The sequence below is a fragment of the Myceligenerans cantabricum genome, assembly GCF_054777735.1.
In genome coordinates this window covers 67,724-85,057 of the sequence record NZ_BAAHAJ010000002.1, presented here as the reverse complement: position 1 = coordinate 85,057, position 17,334 = coordinate 67,724, and the positions used below count along the sequence as shown (strand labels likewise).

The window sequence follows — 17,334 nt, the reverse complement described above, 5'->3', positions numbered from 1 at the left end:
GGCAGACTATCGGGCGTGGACATCGACGCCTTCACCGCCGTGCACTCGAAGGAGTGGGACCGTCTCGCGGAGCTCGCCGGGCGCCGCCGCCTGGACGGCGCCGAGGCCGACGAGCTGGTGCGGCTCTACCAGGCCGTCGCGACGCACCTGTCCACGGTCCGGTCCGCCGCGCCCGACCCGGGGCTGGTGACACGCCTGTCGGACCTGCTGGTGCGTGCGCGGACGAAGATCGCGGGGTCGCACGAGCCGGCCTGGCACAGCGTGGTGCGGTTCGCCGTCGTCACGGCGCCGGCCGCGCTGTACCGGCTCCGCTGGTGGTCGCACGCCGTCACGGCGGCCGCCGTCGTCGTCGCCGTCATCACCGGGGTGAACGTCGCCACCGACCCCGAGGCGCTCAGCGCCCTGGGCACGCCGTCGTGGCAGGAGAACTACGTCAACGAGGCCTTCGCGGAGTACTACGACCCCGGCGCCGGGTTCGCGGGCCTGGTCTGGACCAACAACTTCTGGATCACCTGGCAGTGCATCGGCGGCGGTATCACCGGGTTCTTCCCCCTGTACGTGCTGTGGCAGAACTCGGTCTCCGTCGGCGCCATCGGCGGGATGATGGCCGAGCACGGCGCGCTCGACACGTTCCTCATGCTCATCGCCCCGCACGGCCTGCTCGAGCTCACGGCGATCTTCGTCGCCGGGGCGGCGGGCCTGCGGCTGTTCTGGTCGTGGGTCGACCCCGGCCCGCTCAAGCGGTCGACGTCCCTGGCGCGGGAGGGGCGCGCACTCGTCACGGTCGCCGTCGTCCTCATGGTGGCGCTCGGCGTGTCCGGCCTGATCGAGGGCTTCGTCACCGGCTCGGCGATGTTCTGGTGGCTGAAGATCCTCATCGGCGCCGTCGCGCTCGCCGCGTTCTGGACCTACGTGTACGTCCTCGGCGGGCGTGCCGTGCGCGACGGCGAGACGGGCGACCTCTCCGCCGACGAGGCGGGCGCGTACGCGGTCACGGCGGGCTGAGTGTCGGACCCTCGGGCTACGGTCTCCGCGTGTCCTTCGTCCCCCCGCCCTCGTTCACCAGCCGCCCCGATCTCGCCGGCACGTTCGGCATGGCCGCCTCCACGCACTGGATCGCGACCGCCACCGCGCAGTCCGTCCTGGAGCGCGGCGGCAACGCCTTCGACGCCGCCTGCGCCGGCGCCTTCGTGCTGCACGTCGTCGAACCCCACCTGAACGGCCCCGGCGGCGACATGACCGCCGTCCTCGCGTCCGCGGACGATCCCGGACGGCCCCGGGTGCTGGCCGGGCAGGGGCCCGCCCCGGCAGCGGCCACCATCGACCACTACCGCGCCGAGGGACTGGAGCTCGTCCCCGGCTCCGGCGCGCTCGCGGCCGCCGTCCCGGGCGCGGTCGACGCCTGGCTGCTGCTCCTGCGCGACCACGGCACGTGGACCGTGGGGGACGTGCTGGCCCCCGCGATCGGCTATGCCCGGGACGGCCATCCCGTCCTGGAGCGGGTCGCCGCCACGATCGAGGCGGTCCAGAGCCTGTTCCGCGAGCACTGGCCGACGTCGGCCGCGCGCTGGATGCCCGGCGGCGAGCCGCCCGCTGCGGGCGACCTCGTCACCGACCCGGCCTACGCCACCCTGCTCGACTCCCTGGTCGCGGCTGCCGGCGCGGCCCCGTCCCGCGAGGCGGGCGTGGACGCGGCCCGCGGCCGGTGGCGCGAGACCGTCGGCCGCGCGGTCGACGACTTCGTCCGTACGCCGCACCTCCACTCCGACGGGGCCGACCACGCCGGCGTCATGACGGCCGACGACGTCGCCGCGTTCGAGGCCACCTTCGAGGAGCCCGCGACCGCGCGGTTCCGCGGTCACACGATCGCCAAGACCGGCGCCTGGGGGCAGGGGCCGGCGCTGCTGCAGTCGCTCACGATCCTCGACGGGTACGACGACGACCGGCTCGACCCGTCCACCGCCGAGGGCGCCCACACCGTCGCCGAGGCGCAGAAGCTCGCCCTCGCCGACCGCGACGTCTGGTACGGAGACCCGGCACCCGGCATGCGAGCCGCGGGCGAGCACGAGGACGCGGACGGCGTTCCGCTCGACCACCTGCTCTCCGCGGAGTACGCAGCCGAACGGCGGGCCCTCGTCGGCGAGCGCGCGAGCCACGAGGTCCGGCCGGGCGCCGTCCCGGGGCGCGCCACACCGCCCGTCCCACCGCTGCGCACCGAGTACGCCACGACCGCGCCCGCGGGCTCGCTCCCGGGCGCGCCCGCCGGCGGGGCCGCGGCCGGGGTCGGCGAGCCGACGGTCACCACACCGCGGGCCGCCCCGACCGCGCACCGAGGCCCCCTGTCAGGCGAGGACCTGGCACCCGGCCCGGACGGCGTCACCCGCGGGGACACCTGCCACCTGGACGTGGTGGACCGGTGGGGGAACATGATCAGCGCGACGCCGTCGGGCGGGTGGCTGCAGTCCTCGCCCACCATCCCGGAGCTCGGGTTCTGTCTCGGCACGCGGCTGCAGATGACATGGCTCGACCCGGGATCGCCGTCGGCCCTCGTGCCCGGGCGGCGGCCGCGCACCACGCTCACCCCGACGCTCGTGCTGCGCGGCGACGAACCGGTGATGGCCTGCGGCTCCCCCGGCGGTGACCAGCAGGACCAGTGGCAGCTCCTGTTCCTGCTGCGCGTGCTCGCCGGCGGGTACACACCGCAGCAGGCGATCGACGCCCCGGCGTGGCACACCACGTCCTTCCCGGGCTCGTTCTGGCCGCGGACCTGGACGCCCGGCGGCCTGGTGGTCGAGGACCGCCTCGGCGAGGAGGTCCTCGCCGCCCTCGCGGCACGCGGCCACGAGATCACGCGAGCGGGCGACTGGGCCCTGGGCCGTCTGTCGGCGGTGACGCGCGACCCGTCCTCGGGCATCGTGGGCGCGGCCGCCAACCCGCGCGGCGCTCAGGGGTACGCGGCAGGCCGCTAGCACGAGCCGCGGGTACGTCGGCGGCCGCGCACGGCCCGGGCCGTGGCTGTTGCCTCGGCGAACTCTGTCCGAATAGCCGGACATTGCACGGTCGGCACGCCCTCCCGGCGAGTTTCCTTCGGCAGTTCGTGTTTCTGGCAGGTGACTTTCAGGCATGTCTCTTTCGTGATGATCTGCTCAACCCGTAAATTGCCCTCTGGACCCCGAACCACGGGGTCGCACCAACCTTCAGGGAGCAACCATGCGTATGCGATACCCCCGTCCCGCGCGCGGCCTGGCGGCCGCGTCAGTGGCGGCGCTCGCCGCCGCGTCGTTCGGCCTCTCCGCGAGCGCTGGAGCCGCGGACGAGCCGGAGTCGACGCCCGTCCCGATCGTCACACCGGACGGCGAGACGTTCTCGTACGTGGTCAACGCCACCAGGGCGAACCCGGGCACGACGAGGAAGGTCGTCAAGGCCGTCAAGGCCGCTGACGGCGTGGTCGTGCAGGCATGGCCGGAGATCGGCGTCGTCGTCGCCCACTCGACCAACGGCTCCTTCCGGGACGACGTCGTCTCGGTCCGCGGGAGCCGGGCGGTCGAGTCGGTGGGTGCGACGCGTACCGCCCCGGCGTCCGAGGGCACGCCCGGCTCCGGGACCGCGGCGCAGCGCTCGGCCTCGCCCCTGAGCGCCGCCGAGGTGGACGCCGCCACCGACGAGGAGTTCCTCCGGAGCGTCGACGAGGACCCGCGCGAGAACGAGCAGTGGGACATGGCCCTGATCCAGGCCGACGCCGCGCACGAGATCACGGACGGCTCACCCGACGTCGTCGTCGGCGTCCTGGACAGCGGCATCGAGGCGGACCACCCCGACCTGGAGGGCCAGGTGTCGCAGGACCTGTCGGTGAACTGCACCGACGCGGGCCGTCCCGACACGTCGGCCGACGGCTGGCTGCCGACGACGTCGTCGCACGGCACGCACGTCGCCGGCACGGTGGCAGCGGCTCGCAACGGCACGGGCATCGTGGGTGTCGCGCCGGGCGTGACGATGGCCTCGGTGAAGGTCGTGAACGACGACGGGTACATCTTCCCCGAGTACGCGATCTGCGGGTTCGTCTGGGCCGGTCTGAAGGGCATGGACGTCACGAACAACAGCTACTACATCGACCCGTTCATGTACTGGTGCTCGGACCAGCCCGACCAGGCGGCCGCCAAGGAGGCCGTGCGCCGCGCGGTGAGCTTCTCGACCAAGCGGGGCGCGGTGCACGCCGCCGCCGCGGGCAACGCGGCCACGGACCTGTCGAACAACACGAGCGACAGCACGAGCCCGAACGACTCGGAGGCGATCGACCGCGTCATCAACTCCGGCTGCGAGGACATCCCGACCGAGCTGGACGGCGTCGTGACGGTCTCGTCGATCGACGCGGAGTCGAACCTGTCGTCGTTCTCGAACCGCGGTCTCGGTGAGATCGACGTCGCGGCGCCCGGCTCGCGGATCCTGTCCACGGTGACCGGGGGCGGCTACGCGCTGTACAACGGCACGTCGATGGCGTCCCCGCACGTCGCGGGCGTCCTGGCGCTCATGAAGTCGGAGCACCCGCACTGGTCGCCGAAGCGGATGGAGCGCCAGATCCGCATCCAGGCCGACGACCACGAGTGCGGCCCGGTCGGCTCCGGCCCCGAGTGCGTCGGCGACCTCGACGAGAACTCGTTCTACGGAGACGGCATCACGGACGCCCTGGAGGCGGTCACCAAGCGCTGACGCGCTGACGAGGCACGACGGCGGTCGTGGTTGCGCGAGCAGCCGCGACCGCCGTGCCTTGCGGGCCCGGCCCGCAGGCCGGACCGCCGTCAGCCGGGCGCGGAGCGTCGCGCTCAGCCCTCGGCGCTCTGCCTCAGCGCGGCCGACGCGTCGGGCACGGGCCCGATCCGCCGCGCGACGTCGGCGTCCAGGCGGAGCCTCGCCCGTTCCCACATCTCACCGAGCTTGCGGTCGTGGTCCGGCACGTAGTCCTGCTGGCCGCCGGGCCGCGGCGTGAACTCTCCGAACACGACGCCGCGGTCCGTCTCGTACAGGTCGACGCGGACGAACGGCACGCCGGCCGCCCTGGACAGCCGCCGCGCGATCTCGACCATCTCGGGCAGGGACCCGGGTATCGGCACGGCCGGATCGACGAGCCGCCACCGGGAGATCGCCCCCAGGTCCGCCCCGTTCTCGTCCACGTAGCGGTAGCGCACCGACGTGGCGTCACCGTGCGACCCCACCGAACGCAGCAGCACCTGCCCGATCTCGCCGTAGAAGGCGTAGACCTTGACATCCTCAAGGATCTCGCTGCCGGACAGACCGGTCAGGAACTCCTCCGCGAAGTACGGCGCCAGCGTCCGCCCCTTGGCAGCCTTGCGGCGGAAGTGCTCGACGACGTCCTCCCGACCGAGCACCTGGTCGGTGCTGATGAGGCGGTACGCCGCGCCCTCGCGGCGCAGCGGGAGCACGCCGTGCGAGGTCGCTCCCCCCGCCGACTTCAGGACGAATGCCTCCGGCAGGCCAGAGAGCTCGATCTCGCCGATCGCCGCCCACGTCCGGTAGATCGCGGGCAGGGCCACGTCCAGGCCTTGGACGAGCGCCTTGCCCCGCAGCTTCTGGATGAGGGCGAAGCGCGGGTCGAGGGACTCCTCGGCGCGTTCCCACTCGGTGCGCTGCGACTCGGCCCCCTGCTCGCTGACGCGGCGCTCGGCCTCGAGGTACTCGCGGAACGACGCGAGCCTCCCGGCTTCCAGCCCCTTGATCCGGTCCCGCGCCTTCTTCACCCGCCGCTTCTCCTGCCTGACCGCATGCTCAGCCTTCTCCGCGCGGCTCGCGGCGGCCACGGCGTCGCCCTCGGCGGCCTCCGCACGGCCTTCGGCAGCCACGGCGCGCCGGCGGTAGGCATCCCGCTCGGCCACCAGTCTCGACACCGGCGGGATCCGTCGGATCAGGCTCCTCACAACGCCCATGTCATGCCTTCCTGATTCCTCCGGTGCACCCGCCTGCCCGGGACGCAGGAAGCGCCCGGCCGCCGGGCGGCCGGGCGCTTCGAGCACGCGGGTCAGAAGGCGTGCGGCAGACCACCGACCATGCCGGCGGCGACCGTCTTGTTGGTCGCCTCGTCCACCAGGATGAACGAGCCCGTCTGGCGGTTCGTCTGGTACTTGTCCACGAACAACGGCTGCGTCACGCGGAGCTTGATCCGCGCGATCTCGTTGAGCGTGATCTCCTCGGGCTCCTCGTCCCGGTGGAGCGTGTTCACGTCCACCCGGTAGTTGATGCCCTTGACCATGGCACGTGCCCACCTCGTGGTGTGCTTGATGGCGTACTTCTTGCCCGGCGTCAGCGACGACGTCTCGTCCATCCAGCAGATCTGCGCGTCCACGTCCTGCGTCACCGTCGGCGCGTTGTTCGGCCGGCAGAGCATGTCGCCGCGCGAGATGTCGATCTCGTCGGCGAGCCGGACCGTCACCGACATCGGCGGGTACGCCTCGTCGACCGGGCCGTCGGCCGTGTCGATCGACTCGATGGTGGACTCCAGGCCCGCGGGCAGCGCGAGGACCCGGTCGCCCGGCTTCATCACGCCGGACGCCACGGTGCCCGCGTAGCCACGGTAGTCGCGTGCGTCGTTCTGCTGCGGCCGGATCACGTACTGCACCGGGAAGCGCACGTCCACGAGGTTGCGGTCCGAGGCCACGTGCAGCCGCTCGAGGTGGTTCAGCAGCGTGGTGCCCTCGTACCAGGGCATGTGCTCGGACCGGTCCACCACGTTGTCGCCCTTGAGGGCGGACACCGGGATGAAGGTCATGTCCGGCACCCGCAGGCGGGCGGCGAACTCCGTGAACTCGCTCCGGATGTTCTCGAAGACCTCCTCGGAGTAGTCCACGAGGTCCATCTTGTTCACGCACACCACCACGTGCGGCACGCCCAGCAGGGTGGCCAGGAAGGTGTGGCGGCGCGACTGCTCCAGCACGCCCTTGCGGGCGTCCACGAGGATCAGCGCCACGTCGGCGGTCGAGGCGCCCGTGACCATGTTCCGCGTGTACTGGATGTGGCCCGGCGTGTCCGCGATGATGAACTTGCGCCTGGGCGTCGCGAAGTAGCGGTAGGCCACGTCGATGGTGATGCCCTGCTCGCGCTCGGACCGCAGCCCGTCCGTGAGGAGCGCCAGGTCCGTGTAGTCGTTGCCGCGGTCCTTGCTGACCTGCTCCACCGACTCGAGCTGGTCCTCGAAGATCGTCTTGGAGTCGAACAGCAGCCGCCCGATCAGGGTCGACTTGCCGTCGTCCACCGAACCGGCGGTCGCGAACCGCAGGAGATCGGTCGAGCCGGCCTCGTACACAGCCGGTTCCGCGGCCGCGCTCTCCGTCGCCGTCGTCATCAGAAGTAGCCTTCCTTCTTGCGGTCCTCCATGGCGGCCTCGCTCACCTTGTCGTCACCACGGGTGGCGCCACGCTCCGTGAGACGGACGGCGGCGACCTCCTCGACGATCTCGCGCAGCGTGCTCGCGCTCGACTCGACGGCGGCGGTGAGGTTCGCGTCACCCACCGTGCGGTAGCGCACCGACATGGTGCGGGGCGTCTCGCCATCCTTCAGCGGCGTGAACTCGTTGACCTCGTACAGCATCCCGCTGCGCTCCACGACCTCGCGCTCCTTGGCGAGATACAGGTCGGGCAGGTCCATGTCCTCGGCCTCGATGTACGACCAGATGTCGAGCTCCGTCCAGTTGGACAGGGGGAACACCCGGATCGACTCGCCCATGTGGACGCGGCCGTTGTACAGGTTCCAGATCTCCGGACGCTGGTTCTTCGGGTCCCACTGCCCGAAGTCGTCGCGGAAGGAGAACACGCGCTCCTTGGCGCGGGCCTTCTCCTCGTCACGGCGGCCGCCACCGAAGGCGGCGTCGAAGCCGTGCTTCTCCAGCGCCTCGAGGAGCACCGGGGTCTGGATCCGGTTGCGCGAGCCGTTGGGCTCCTCCTGGACCAGACCGCGGTCGATGGCCTCGGGCACGGACGCCACGACCAGCTGCACCCCGAGCCGCTCGGACCACCGGTCACGGCAGTCGAGGACGGTCTGGAAGTTCAGCCCGGTGTCCACGTGCAGGATCGGGAACGGGATGCGCGCCGGCGCGAAGGCCTTGGCGGCGATGTGCAGCATGACGATGGAGTCCTTGCCGCCGGAGAACATCAGCACCGGGCGCTGCATCTCTGCGACTACCTCGCGCATGACGTGGATGGCCTCGGCCTCCAGACTGCGCAACTGGCTCAGGACGTGACTCTTCACTCCTCAGGCACCTTCCTTGCTCATCGATGCGACTCTCGACTCGACCCCGACGGAGTCGAGCAGCTCACGAAGCCGCGCGGCGAGTGCCGGGTGACACACGAAAAGATCGGGCAGCCACGGGCTCTCCCGGTTGTACTCGAGCGGCGACCCGTCGAGACGGGTGCACACGAGCCCGCGTGCCTCGGCTACCGCGACCGGTGCCGCCGAGTCCCACTCGTACTGCCCGCCGCCGTGAACGTAAGCGTCCACGGTACCCCCTGCGACAGAGATCACCTTCACCCCGGCGGAACCCATCGGCACGAGCTCGACGTCGGCGCGCTCGGCAAGGGTGGCCACGAACTCCGGCGGACGGCTCCGGCTGGCCGCGATGCGGAGCGGACGCTCCCCGTCCAGCACCGCATCCGGGTCCTGCGGGCCACCCGGCGTCGTGTCCGCCGTGGTCAGGGTCGTCGCGCGGCCCGGGAGCCCCACGGCACCGACCGTCAGACCGGCGCCGCGCTCCCAGAGCGCCACGTGCACGGCGAAGTCGTCGCGCCACCGGCCGTCCGGCCCGTCGGCCCCGGTGTGGCGCTCCGCGAACTCGCGGGTGCCGTCGAGGGGATCGATGATCCACACACGATCTGCACTCGTGCGCGACAGATCGTCCTTCGCTTCCTCGGAGAGGACCGCGTCGCCGGGACGCGCGTCCCCGAGAGCGCGGGCCAGCCATGCCTGCGCCGCGGCGTCGCCGGCGTCCTTGAACGCCTTCGGCTCGAAGGCGCCGCCTGCGGCGTCGACCTCCGCGCGGAGCCCGAGCAACACCTCCGCGGCCCCTTCGGCCAGGGCTTTCGCCAGGGCGGTGTCATCGAGCGATCCCGCAGGAAGGCGAGGTGAGGGCGAGTTCATCAGTCTCCAGCCGGCATCCGGTGGTGCGGTGAGCCCCCCGGAGCCCGAGCGCAGAAGCGACGGGTGAAACCCCGAGGTCGCGCCGAGGCTACCATTCGACCATCGGTCCTGACATGGCAGACTGATGTTCTGAGATCTCCGGCCGGAAAGGTAGGAAACGAATGGATGTCGACCTCCCCCTGATACTGGGTGGTCTTCTGGTCGGCTTCGTCGTCGGCCTGACCGGCATGGGCGGTGGCGCCCTGATGACGCCGATGCTGATCTTCGTCTTCCGCGTCGATCCGCTCACGGCGGTCTCGTCCGACGTCGTCGCCAGCCTGTTCATGAAGCCGGCCGGCGCGTTCGTGCACCTGCGGCGGCGCACCGTGAACCTGCCGCTCGTGGGCTGGCTGTGCCTGGGCTCGGTGCCCGCCGCGTTCTCCGGCGCGCTGCTCATCAAGGTCCTCCCGTTCGGCGAACGGCTCGACGACGTGCTGCAGACCATCCTGGGTGTGGCGCTGCTGCTCGCGTCCTTCGGCCTGGTCGTGCGCGCGGTGCTGCAGATGGTCCGGGGCCGGTCCGCCTTCGGCGAGGGGCCGACCCGCCCCAGCGCGCCCGACCTGGTGATCCGCCCCGTGCCCACCGTGCTGCTCGGCGCCGTCGCCGGCCTCATGGTCGGCCTGACGTCGGTCGGCGCCGGGTCGATCATCATCGTGATCCTGCTGCTGATGTACCCCGCGCTGAAGGCGTCCCAGATCGTCGGCACAGACCTGGTCCAGGCCGTCCCCCTGGTCGCCGCCGCGTCCCTGGGCCACCTGATGTACGGGGACTTCTCCCTGGGGCTGACCGTCTCGCTGCTCATCGGCGCGATCCCCGGCGCCTGGTTCGGCGCCCAGGTCTCCAGCCGCGCGCCGGGCGGGATCATCCGCCGCGCCCTGGCGATCCTGCTGCTCGCGTCCGCGCTCAAGCTGCTCGGCGCGCCGCTCTGGGTCGTCCTCACCGCGGCCGTCGCTGCGCTGGTGGGCGGCAACCTGGTATGGATCTGGGTGCGTCGCCGCTTCGGCAGGGCCGCCCTCGAGCGGAACGAGGCCGAGGAGGCACCGCCCGACCCGGCACCGCCCGCCCCGGACGAGCCCGCCCGCATCGACGAATCGAGCCACCGCACATGACCAGCGCCCCCGCCCGCGTCCTGACCGACGATGAGCTCGACCTCCTCGAGCTCGCCCTCGGCGGGGCGATCCCCGCGTGGCCGTTCCCCGAGGGTCCCGTCACGCTGACGGACACCGAGAACACCCCGCTCGCCGAGGTCGGCGCCGACGGCGCCCTCGCACCCGTCAAGCCGTTCGCGAGGGCGCTCGGGCCGCAGTGGGACGAGCGCCTGCGGGTCCCCGCCCGCGACGTGCGCGCGGACGTCTCGCCGGGGACGACGGCGGTCTGGGTGGCCGAGACGCCGACGGTCGAGGACACCGCGACCGTCGCGCGCGCCGCCACCGCCGGGGCCCTGCTCCTCCTGGTGCCCGCGTCGCGCCGCACCGCGCCGGGCACCGTCGGCGCCGCCGGGCTCACCCGTGCCGCGCTCGCCCTCGCCGAGGCGACCGGACCGGCCGGCACCTCGGCCGGCGCGGTCGGTCCGGACGGCTCCGCCGACACGGGCTCCGGTGCGCCGCGCGTCGTCGTCGTCCCGTATCCGCACGGGGCCGGGGCGCCCGCGCCGTCGGACATCGCGACGGCGTACGGGACCGAGCGGGTGCTCCTGCCCGGCGACGAGCGTTCCGACGCGGCGTGTGCCGCCCTGGCGGCGCTGCCGGGCGCCCACGCCCGCGCGGTCGCCGCCCTCTACCCCGACGCGTCCGCACGCGAGGTGGAACGGGCCGCCGCGGCCGGGCACCGGCGCGGCACGGTCGTGTTCTTCACGGGGCTGTCAGGGTCGGGCAAGTCGACGGTCGCGCGGGCGCTGGCCGCCGAGCTGGACGACGACGGGCTGGGCACCACGCTCCTCGACGGCGACGCCGTGCGTCACCACCTGTCCAAGGGCCTCGGCTTCGACCGCGAGTCACGCGAGACCAACGTGGAACGGATCGGGTACGTGGCCTCGCTCGTGGCGAAGTACGGCGGGATCGCCGTCGCGGCGCCCATCGCGCCGTTCGCCGCGAGCCGGGCGAAGGTCCGCGAGCTGGCCGAGGCGGCGGGCGCACACTTCCTGCTGGTGCACGTCAGCACGCCGCTGGAGGTCTGCGAGGCACGCGACCGCAAGGGTCTGTACGCCAAGGCCCGCGCGGGCGAGATCCCCGACTTCACGGGCATCAGCTCCCCCTACGAGACGCCGGACGACGCGGACCTCACGATCGACACGACCACGGTCCCCGTCCCCGACGCGGTCGCCCAGGTCCGCGCGGCCCTGACCCGCTGACCCGCCCCCCGACCCCACCGCACGCCCCCGCTCCACCACCCCGCAGCGGCCGCCCCACGCCCGGCGACCACACTGTCTTGCGTGGTGGAAGCCTTCCCACCACGCAAGACGGCGTGGTCGACAGCGGCCGAGCGCGACGGTGAGGTCGGCGAGGTGGGGTGCAGGGGTGGGGTCAGGGGGTGGGGCGAGTGCCGTTCAGGGCGAACCGCGCGACCGCCGCCCAGCCGCCCAGCTTGTCGCGGGACCTCACCGCGAAGGCCAGGCGGATCGGGGGCGCCTGCCAGCCGAAGACACGGTTGAACACGACCGCACGGGCGTGGGCGTCCGCTCCGCCCCAGCGGGAGCCCGAGCTCTCGACCGGGTGGATGCCGTAGACGAGCGGGACCGCGTCGCCCGCCAGACCCGCGCGCAGCAGGTCTGCGACGAGGATGTACTCGTCCCCCAGGTACAGCGCCGCGCCGGCGCCGAAGCGCTCGTCGAAGCGCAGGTGGTGCGCGCGCAGCTGGGCGACGTCGACGAGCATCTCGTAGGTGGCGGCCCTCGCGGAGTTGAACAAGGTCAGCGGGGTGACGTCCGCGGCGTAGCGCTTGCGCAGCACGCCGTCGGCGCCCAGACCGCGGCCGAGGGCTATCGCCTTGCCGGTCTCCCGGAGGTGGTCGACGCCGCGCCGCACGCCGTCGAGGTCGACCCGCACGTCGTCGTCGCAGAACAGCAGGTAGCGGCCGCGTGCGTGGTCGATGGAGGCGTTCCGGCTCTTCGCGACCCCCCGCCCCGGCACGCGCACGAGCCGCACGCCGTCGGGCGGCTCGAAGTCCTCGGGCAGGTCGCCCTGGACGCACAGCAGCAGATCGAGGTCCGCGGACCGCTCGGGCCAGACGACGTCGCCGGCGCGGTCCGCCAGCGACGAGTACGCGATCGTGAGCAGCGCGCCCGAGACGCCGTCGTCGTCCGGTACGGGCGCGCGGGACGACGACGACGCCGCCGGTGCAGGCCTTCCGGGCACGGGATCCTCCGGCATCTCAGCCATCATGACGTGGGCCGCCGCGCGCTCAGCGCGCGACCCGCGCGGCCCAGGTGTCGACGGCGGTCCGGACCGCCTCGGACACCTCGTCCAGCTTCTCCGCGCTCACCCGCTCGGTCACGGCCAGCTCCGACAGGTTCACGGCGTTCAGGTCGAGCGGAACGCTGACCGGCTCGAACGTACGGCTCAGGCCGGCGCCCAGCGAGTAGTCGCGGTACTTCACACCGTTGCCGTGCACGGTGCCCTCCATGCCCTCGAACACCACCAGGGCGCACGGGATGCCGTAGGAGTGGCAAGCGATCATCACGTGCATCGCGCTGGTGACGACGGCGTCGTACTCGTTGAGCCGCTCGACGAACACCTTGACGTCCTCGGGAGCGGACATGAGGACCGACAGCTCGTCCCAGTCCTCCGGCACCACCACGGGAAGGTTCGCGTGCGTGAAGTGCCGCACCAGGGCGACGCGGCCGTTGGTCCCGCCTCGCGTGACCGGGTAGATGCGCGACAGCAGCAGGCCCGGGTCGCCGAACGACGTCACCTCAGGACCGCCCGACTCCTTGACCCGCTCGGCGGTGATCGGCCCACGCAGGGAGACGTAGGTGGCCTTCGGCTCCAGCGAGATGTCGTCGCTCGAGATGCCCGTGCCGACCACGATCGACCTCGGCTTCACGAACCGGCCGATCGACCCGACCGACAGGAGGTGCGGACGGCTCACCGGCGCCGCCGGCTCGAGGAAGCGCAGCGGACGACCGCTGACGTGCGCGAGCACGAGCGGCGACAGCCAGTCGCCGAAGTTGCCCGGGTAGGGGCGCGGCCACCAGGCCAGCGGGATCGGCGCACCCTCGCCCGTCGTCCGGAAGTGCACGAACGTGTCGGCGGCACGCTTGGCGTCCCGCTCGGCGTCGTCGACCGGGCCCATCTGCTCCAGGCGCGACCAAAGCTGCGCGACCGTGTCCGGGCGGCCGGCCTGGCCCTCGCGGACCAGGCGGTTCGCGATACGGATACGGCGGCCGGAGCCGCTGAAGCCCTCCTTGAGACCGTGCGTGAGCACGTGCGTGACGCCCGTCCGGTCCGCGACGAGGCGCAGCGAGTTGCGCGCGTCGCCCGGGAGCTTGCGCTCGACCTTCTTCAGGACGTCGAGCACGCGGCGGCGCATCGGCACCCCGGCCGACGCCGAGCCGCCGGGCAGGCCCGCGCGGCCGTGCTGCACGACCTTGCCCTTGAACTCCTCCACGTTCCCGCTGGAACCGAACGAGAAGAACGGCGTCACGTCCGTGATCTCGGGCTTCGCCTTCGAGAACACCGCGACGGACGGGATGATCTGGAACGACAGCGACTCGGCGTTCTTGCGCCAGGACTCCTCGAAGAAGTAGTCGTCGGTCGCCTTGATGTCCGCGCCCGCGGCCTCGGCCGCGGCGGCGTCGGTCACGAAACGGCGCGCGGCCGGGGACGTGTTGACGCCCCAGAAGGCCGGTTCCCAGAACCGCGTGCGGTTCGCGTACCCGATCGACAGCGGCGAGGAGAACCCGCGCTGGAAGCCGATGATGTCGGCGGAGAAGTCCGCGATCAGTGACGGGAACGCGGACAGCGAGCAGTCCACGTCGATCCAGTAGACCTTCTTGTCCGGGTGCTTCGCGCACACCTCGGCCAGGAACGGCACCTTCCTGCGCGTCACGTCCGCCCAGTCGAGGCCTTCGGGGATCTCGATCTCGCGCAGCTCGTGCGCGACGCCCAGGCGGTCCAGCGCGGCGCGGAGCCGCTCGCCGTGCCCTCGGTAGTAGTCGTCCGCCGTGTAGAACGAGCAGACGATCACGTCGTTGCGGGGCTCCGTTGACACAGGACCAGTCTCCGTCTCGGCCTCGACCGCGATCTCCTGGTCCGGCGTGCTGATTTCAGTCGTCGTCATACAACTTTCCGTGGACTCGCCGCGGGTGTGCGGAAATTCGATGGGCGCCTCGGCGTCAGCCGTCGCCCATGAGGGTAACGGAGAACTCGGGTGGAACCCCGCGACCCCGCCGAGACGGCGCCTCGCACGGGGCAGGTGCCGCCGCGGCGGTGCTCCGTGCCGAAGCAGCACGCGCGCGGTGTGCGGCGGCGCCTCGGCGGGGTACTCGGTCAGGGATGCTGCTCCGGGCCGCGGAGGAAGCCGGTGCCCCAGGACATGTGCATCGCCGCCAGGACTCCCGGGAGGAGGACCCGCGCCCGGGCGGGCAGCGCGCGGCCCGCGCCGAGCGAGCCCGCCGCCACACCGAGCACGTAGCCGCCCGGGACCGCCAGGCCCCACAGGAGCCAGGGAGTGGTGAACGCGCCGACGACGCCTGCGGCGACCCCGGCCGCGATGCCGCAGACCGCGGCGGGCGGCGCCAGGTAGCGCACGCTCGCCGTGTCCGGGTACTGCCGCATCACGTGGTTGCGCCACCGGCCCGACCGGAAGAACTGCGTCGCGAGCTGCTTCCACGAGCCCCGGGGCCGGTAGCCCACGCGGAGCGTGGGGTCGAACCAGACGGTGTGCCCGGCGTGACGCAGCCGGTAGTTCAGCTCCCAGTCCTGGGCGCGCAGGAACTCCTCGTCGTACAGGCCGACGTCCTCGAGGGCGTCCCGGCGGAACGCTCCGAGGTAGACCGAGTCGGCAGGACCCGCCTCGCCGCCCGTGTGGAACGGCGCCGAGCCGATGCCGAGCGGCGAGCTCATCGCCGTCGCGACCGCCTTCTCGAACGAGGTGCGCCCCTCCGGGACCATGATCCCACCGACGTTCGCCGCACCGCTGGAGCGCAGGACGCCAGCGACGCGGGACACGTAGTCGGACGCGATGTGGCTGTGCCCGTCCACGCGCACGAGCAGGTCGTGCCGCGCGGCCCGGATCGCCGCGTTGAGGCCCGCGGGCGTCCAGCCCGCGGGGTTCTCGACGACGGTCAGCCGCGGCTCCTGGGCGCTGAGCTTCTCGGCGATCTCGGCCGTGCGGTCGCTGCTCGGCCCGACGGCGAGCACCACCTCGAACGGCCCGGCGTAGTCCTGGTCGAGGATCCGTTCGACCGCCTCGGCCAGGTCTCGTTCCTCGTTGCGGACCGTGAGGAAGACGGAGACGCCGGGCAGGGTCCCGGAGGCGTCGGGCGCTTCAGGCATGCGGGACATGCTAGCCCTGACCGGGCTGGTCACGGGGGTCCGGCACCTTGACGATCGGGATCGCCTCGGTCTCCGGCGCCGCCTCGGTCCCGGGCGCCGGCTCCGCGGCCCGGGGCCGGCGCTGCCCGACCCAGGACCGCCGGGACCGGCGGGCCTCCGGGTCCGAGGACCACGACGTACCGTCCGACGCGTCGGACCCCCGCCCGGAGAACCTCGACTCCACGGGCCGCGGCTCCGCGGGCCAGCGCGGCACCCGTGGCACGGCAGGCTCCACGACCGGACGCGTCTCCGGGGCCGCCAGCGGGTCGGTCTCGCCCCCGCCACCGCCCGCCGAGTGGTCCGGCCGCGCGTCGTCCCAGGTGAGCCTGCGCAGCGTGCCGGTCGAGGGGCGTGTGTCGTCCTGCGTCACCCGGCGCAGCGCGCCGGTGGCCGGGCGGGAGCCGTCCTGGACGACGCGGCGCAGGGACCCGGTGGCGGGACGCGCCTCGTCCGGGGTGACCCTGCCCGGCGCGCCCGCCGCGGGCCGCACGTCGTCCTGAGCGACCCGGCGCAACGACCCGGTCGCCGGGCGTGCGTCGTCCCGGGCGACCTGGCGGAGCGACCCGGTCGCGGGACGCAGGTCCTGCTGGGTCACCTTCCGCAGCGCGCCGGTGGCGGGCCGGCCGGGCTCGGCGGGACGTGCGTACTGCTTGTGCTGCCCGGCGACCCGTGCGGGGCTCTTGCCCTGGCCCGCCTTCGGCTTGCCCTTGCCGGCGCCCCGGCCCTTCCCGTTGCCCTTGCCCCTGCCGCCGGGACCGATCTTGCCGCCGGCCTTCGCCTTGCCGTTCTTGTCCTTGATGAACTTCTGGTACTCGTCACACACGGTGTCGACGTCGCCGTCCATGCGGACCTGACCCTGGTCGAGCCAGATGACGCGCGTGCACATGGCGCGCACCGACGCGATCGAGTGGCTCACGAGGAAGACCGTGCCGGCCTCCTCGCGGATCTTCTCGATGCGCTCCTTGCTCTTCTTGCGGAAGGCCGCGTCGCCGGTGGCCAGCGCCTCGTCCACCATGAGGATGTCCGGCGTGACGATCGTGGAGATCGCGAAGCGCAGGCGTGCTCCCATGCCGGACGAGTACGCGCTCATCGGCAGGTAGACGAAGTCGCCGAGGTCGGCGAAGTCGACGATCTCCGGGACCTTCGCCCGGGCCTCGTCCTCGGACATGCCCAGCGCGAGCCCGCCGATGGTGATGTTCCGCTCGCCCGAGAGGTCCTTCAGCAGGGCGGCGTTCACACCGAGCAGAGACGGCTCGCCGGACAGGTACACCCGGCCCCGGGTGGGCGGGTGCAGCCCTGCGACGGCACGCAGCAGCGTCGACTTGCCCGACCCGTTCGTGCCGACGATGCCGATCGCCTCGCCGTGCCGCGCCACGAAGGACACCCCGCGCACGGCACGCACCTCGGTGATCGCACCGACCTGCTGGCGAGCACGGCCCACCAGCCGGTTGAACAGCGACCGGTTGGTGCCGGAGACCGGCTTGCCGCCGTACACCCGGTACGTGACGTGGACGCCGTCCACGATGACCGACGGCGCCCCGAGCTCGGTGCGCACCGCCCGGTCCGGAAGGTCCTCGGGGTCGATCTCGAAGTCGATCTCCTCGGGCTGAGAGGTCATTCTCGA

Annotated in this window: 13 protein-coding genes; 5 read left to right on the top strand and 8 right to left on the bottom strand. The window is 72.6% G+C overall.

Going from position 1 to position 17,334, the window contains the following annotated elements:
* The first annotated feature begins 15 nt into the window (after window positions 1–15).
* The 3 genes from ACYU96_RS01840 to ACYU96_RS01830 all read left to right on the top strand — a co-directional run bounded on the left by ACYU96_RS01840 (window position 16) and on the right by ACYU96_RS01830 (window position 4,707).
* Window positions 16–1,005 carry a stage II sporulation protein M gene (locus tag ACYU96_RS01840; RefSeq protein ID WP_460748570.1) on the top strand — a complete coding sequence of 330 codons (990 nt, stop codon included), beginning with the start codon at window positions 16–18 and terminating at the stop codon, window positions 1,003–1,005.
* Window positions 1,006–1,094: 89 nt separating this feature from the next.
* Complete coding sequence (locus ACYU96_RS01835) at window positions 1,095–2,969, top strand: gamma-glutamyltransferase family protein (protein WP_460748706.1); 1,875 nt, start codon at window positions 1,095–1,097, stop codon at window positions 2,967–2,969.
* A gap of 241 nt (window positions 2,970–3,210) precedes the next feature.
* Complete coding sequence (locus tag ACYU96_RS01830; RefSeq protein ID WP_460748569.1) at window positions 3,211–4,707, top strand: S8 family peptidase; 1,497 nt, start codon at window positions 3,211–3,213, stop codon at window positions 4,705–4,707.
* Between the two features lie 113 nt (window positions 4,708–4,820).
* Here the strand turns inward: ACYU96_RS01830 and ACYU96_RS01825 are convergent, their stop codons facing one another.
* From ACYU96_RS01825 to ACYU96_RS01810, 4 genes are all read right to left on the bottom strand, one after another.
* Window positions 4,821–5,900 (bottom strand): ATP-grasp fold amidoligase family protein, encoded by a 1,080-nt coding sequence (locus tag ACYU96_RS01825; RefSeq protein WP_460748567.1) that lies wholly within the window; start codon window positions 5,898–5,900, stop codon window positions 4,821–4,823.
* A gap of 131 nt (window positions 5,901–6,031) precedes the next feature.
* On the bottom strand, window positions 6,032–7,351 hold the full coding sequence (gene cysN / locus ACYU96_RS01820) for a sulfate adenylyltransferase subunit CysN (RefSeq protein ID WP_460748566.1): 1,320 nt from the start codon (window positions 7,349–7,351) through the stop codon (window positions 6,032–6,034).
* Complete coding sequence (gene cysD, locus ACYU96_RS01815) at window positions 7,351–8,253, bottom strand: sulfate adenylyltransferase subunit CysD (RefSeq protein ID WP_460748564.1); 903 nt, start codon at window positions 8,251–8,253, stop codon at window positions 7,351–7,353. The genes cysN and cysD overlap by 1 nt, the downstream gene beginning before the upstream one ends.
* A 3-nt stretch (window positions 8,254–8,256) precedes the next feature.
* Window positions 8,257–9,138 (bottom strand): 3'(2'),5'-bisphosphate nucleotidase CysQ, encoded by an 882-nt coding sequence (locus ACYU96_RS01810; protein WP_460748563.1) that lies wholly within the window; start codon window positions 9,136–9,138, stop codon window positions 8,257–8,259.
* 161 nt (window positions 9,139–9,299) lie between these two features.
* Between ACYU96_RS01810 and ACYU96_RS01805 the strand changes: the two genes are divergently transcribed.
* The gene (locus ACYU96_RS01805; protein ID WP_460748561.1) at window positions 9,300–10,286 is read left to right on the top strand and encodes a sulfite exporter TauE/SafE family protein; all 987 of its coding nucleotides are present in this window, start codon (window positions 9,300–9,302) and stop codon (window positions 10,284–10,286) included.
* Entirely contained in the window at window positions 10,283–11,527 is a 1,245-nt protein-coding gene (gene cysC / locus ACYU96_RS01800; protein ID WP_460748559.1) for an adenylyl-sulfate kinase, read from the top strand. The genes ACYU96_RS01805 and cysC overlap by 4 nt, the downstream gene beginning before the upstream one ends.
* A gap of 172 nt (window positions 11,528–11,699) precedes the next feature.
* Here cysC and ACYU96_RS01795 read toward each other — a convergent pair whose 3' ends face one another.
* From ACYU96_RS01795 to ACYU96_RS01780, 4 genes are all read right to left on the bottom strand, one after another.
* Entirely contained in the window at window positions 11,700–12,545 is an 846-nt protein-coding gene (locus tag ACYU96_RS01795) for a glycosyltransferase (RefSeq protein ID WP_460748557.1), read from the bottom strand.
* 31 nt (window positions 12,546–12,576) lie between these two features.
* Window positions 12,577–14,454 carry a polysaccharide pyruvyl transferase family protein gene (locus ACYU96_RS01790; RefSeq protein WP_460748556.1) on the bottom strand — a complete coding sequence of 626 codons (1,878 nt, stop codon included), beginning with the start codon at window positions 14,452–14,454 and terminating at the stop codon, window positions 12,577–12,579.
* A gap of 209 nt (window positions 14,455–14,663) precedes the next feature.
* Window positions 14,664–15,671, bottom strand: coding sequence for a glycosyltransferase family 2 protein (locus ACYU96_RS01785; RefSeq protein WP_460748554.1), 1,008 nt, complete (start codon window positions 15,669–15,671; stop codon window positions 14,664–14,666).
* A gap of 10 nt (window positions 15,672–15,681) precedes the next feature.
* Entirely contained in the window at window positions 15,682–17,328 is a 1,647-nt protein-coding gene (locus ACYU96_RS01780) for an ABC transporter ATP-binding protein (protein WP_460748553.1), read from the bottom strand.
* Window positions 17,329–17,334: the final 6 nt, after the last annotated feature.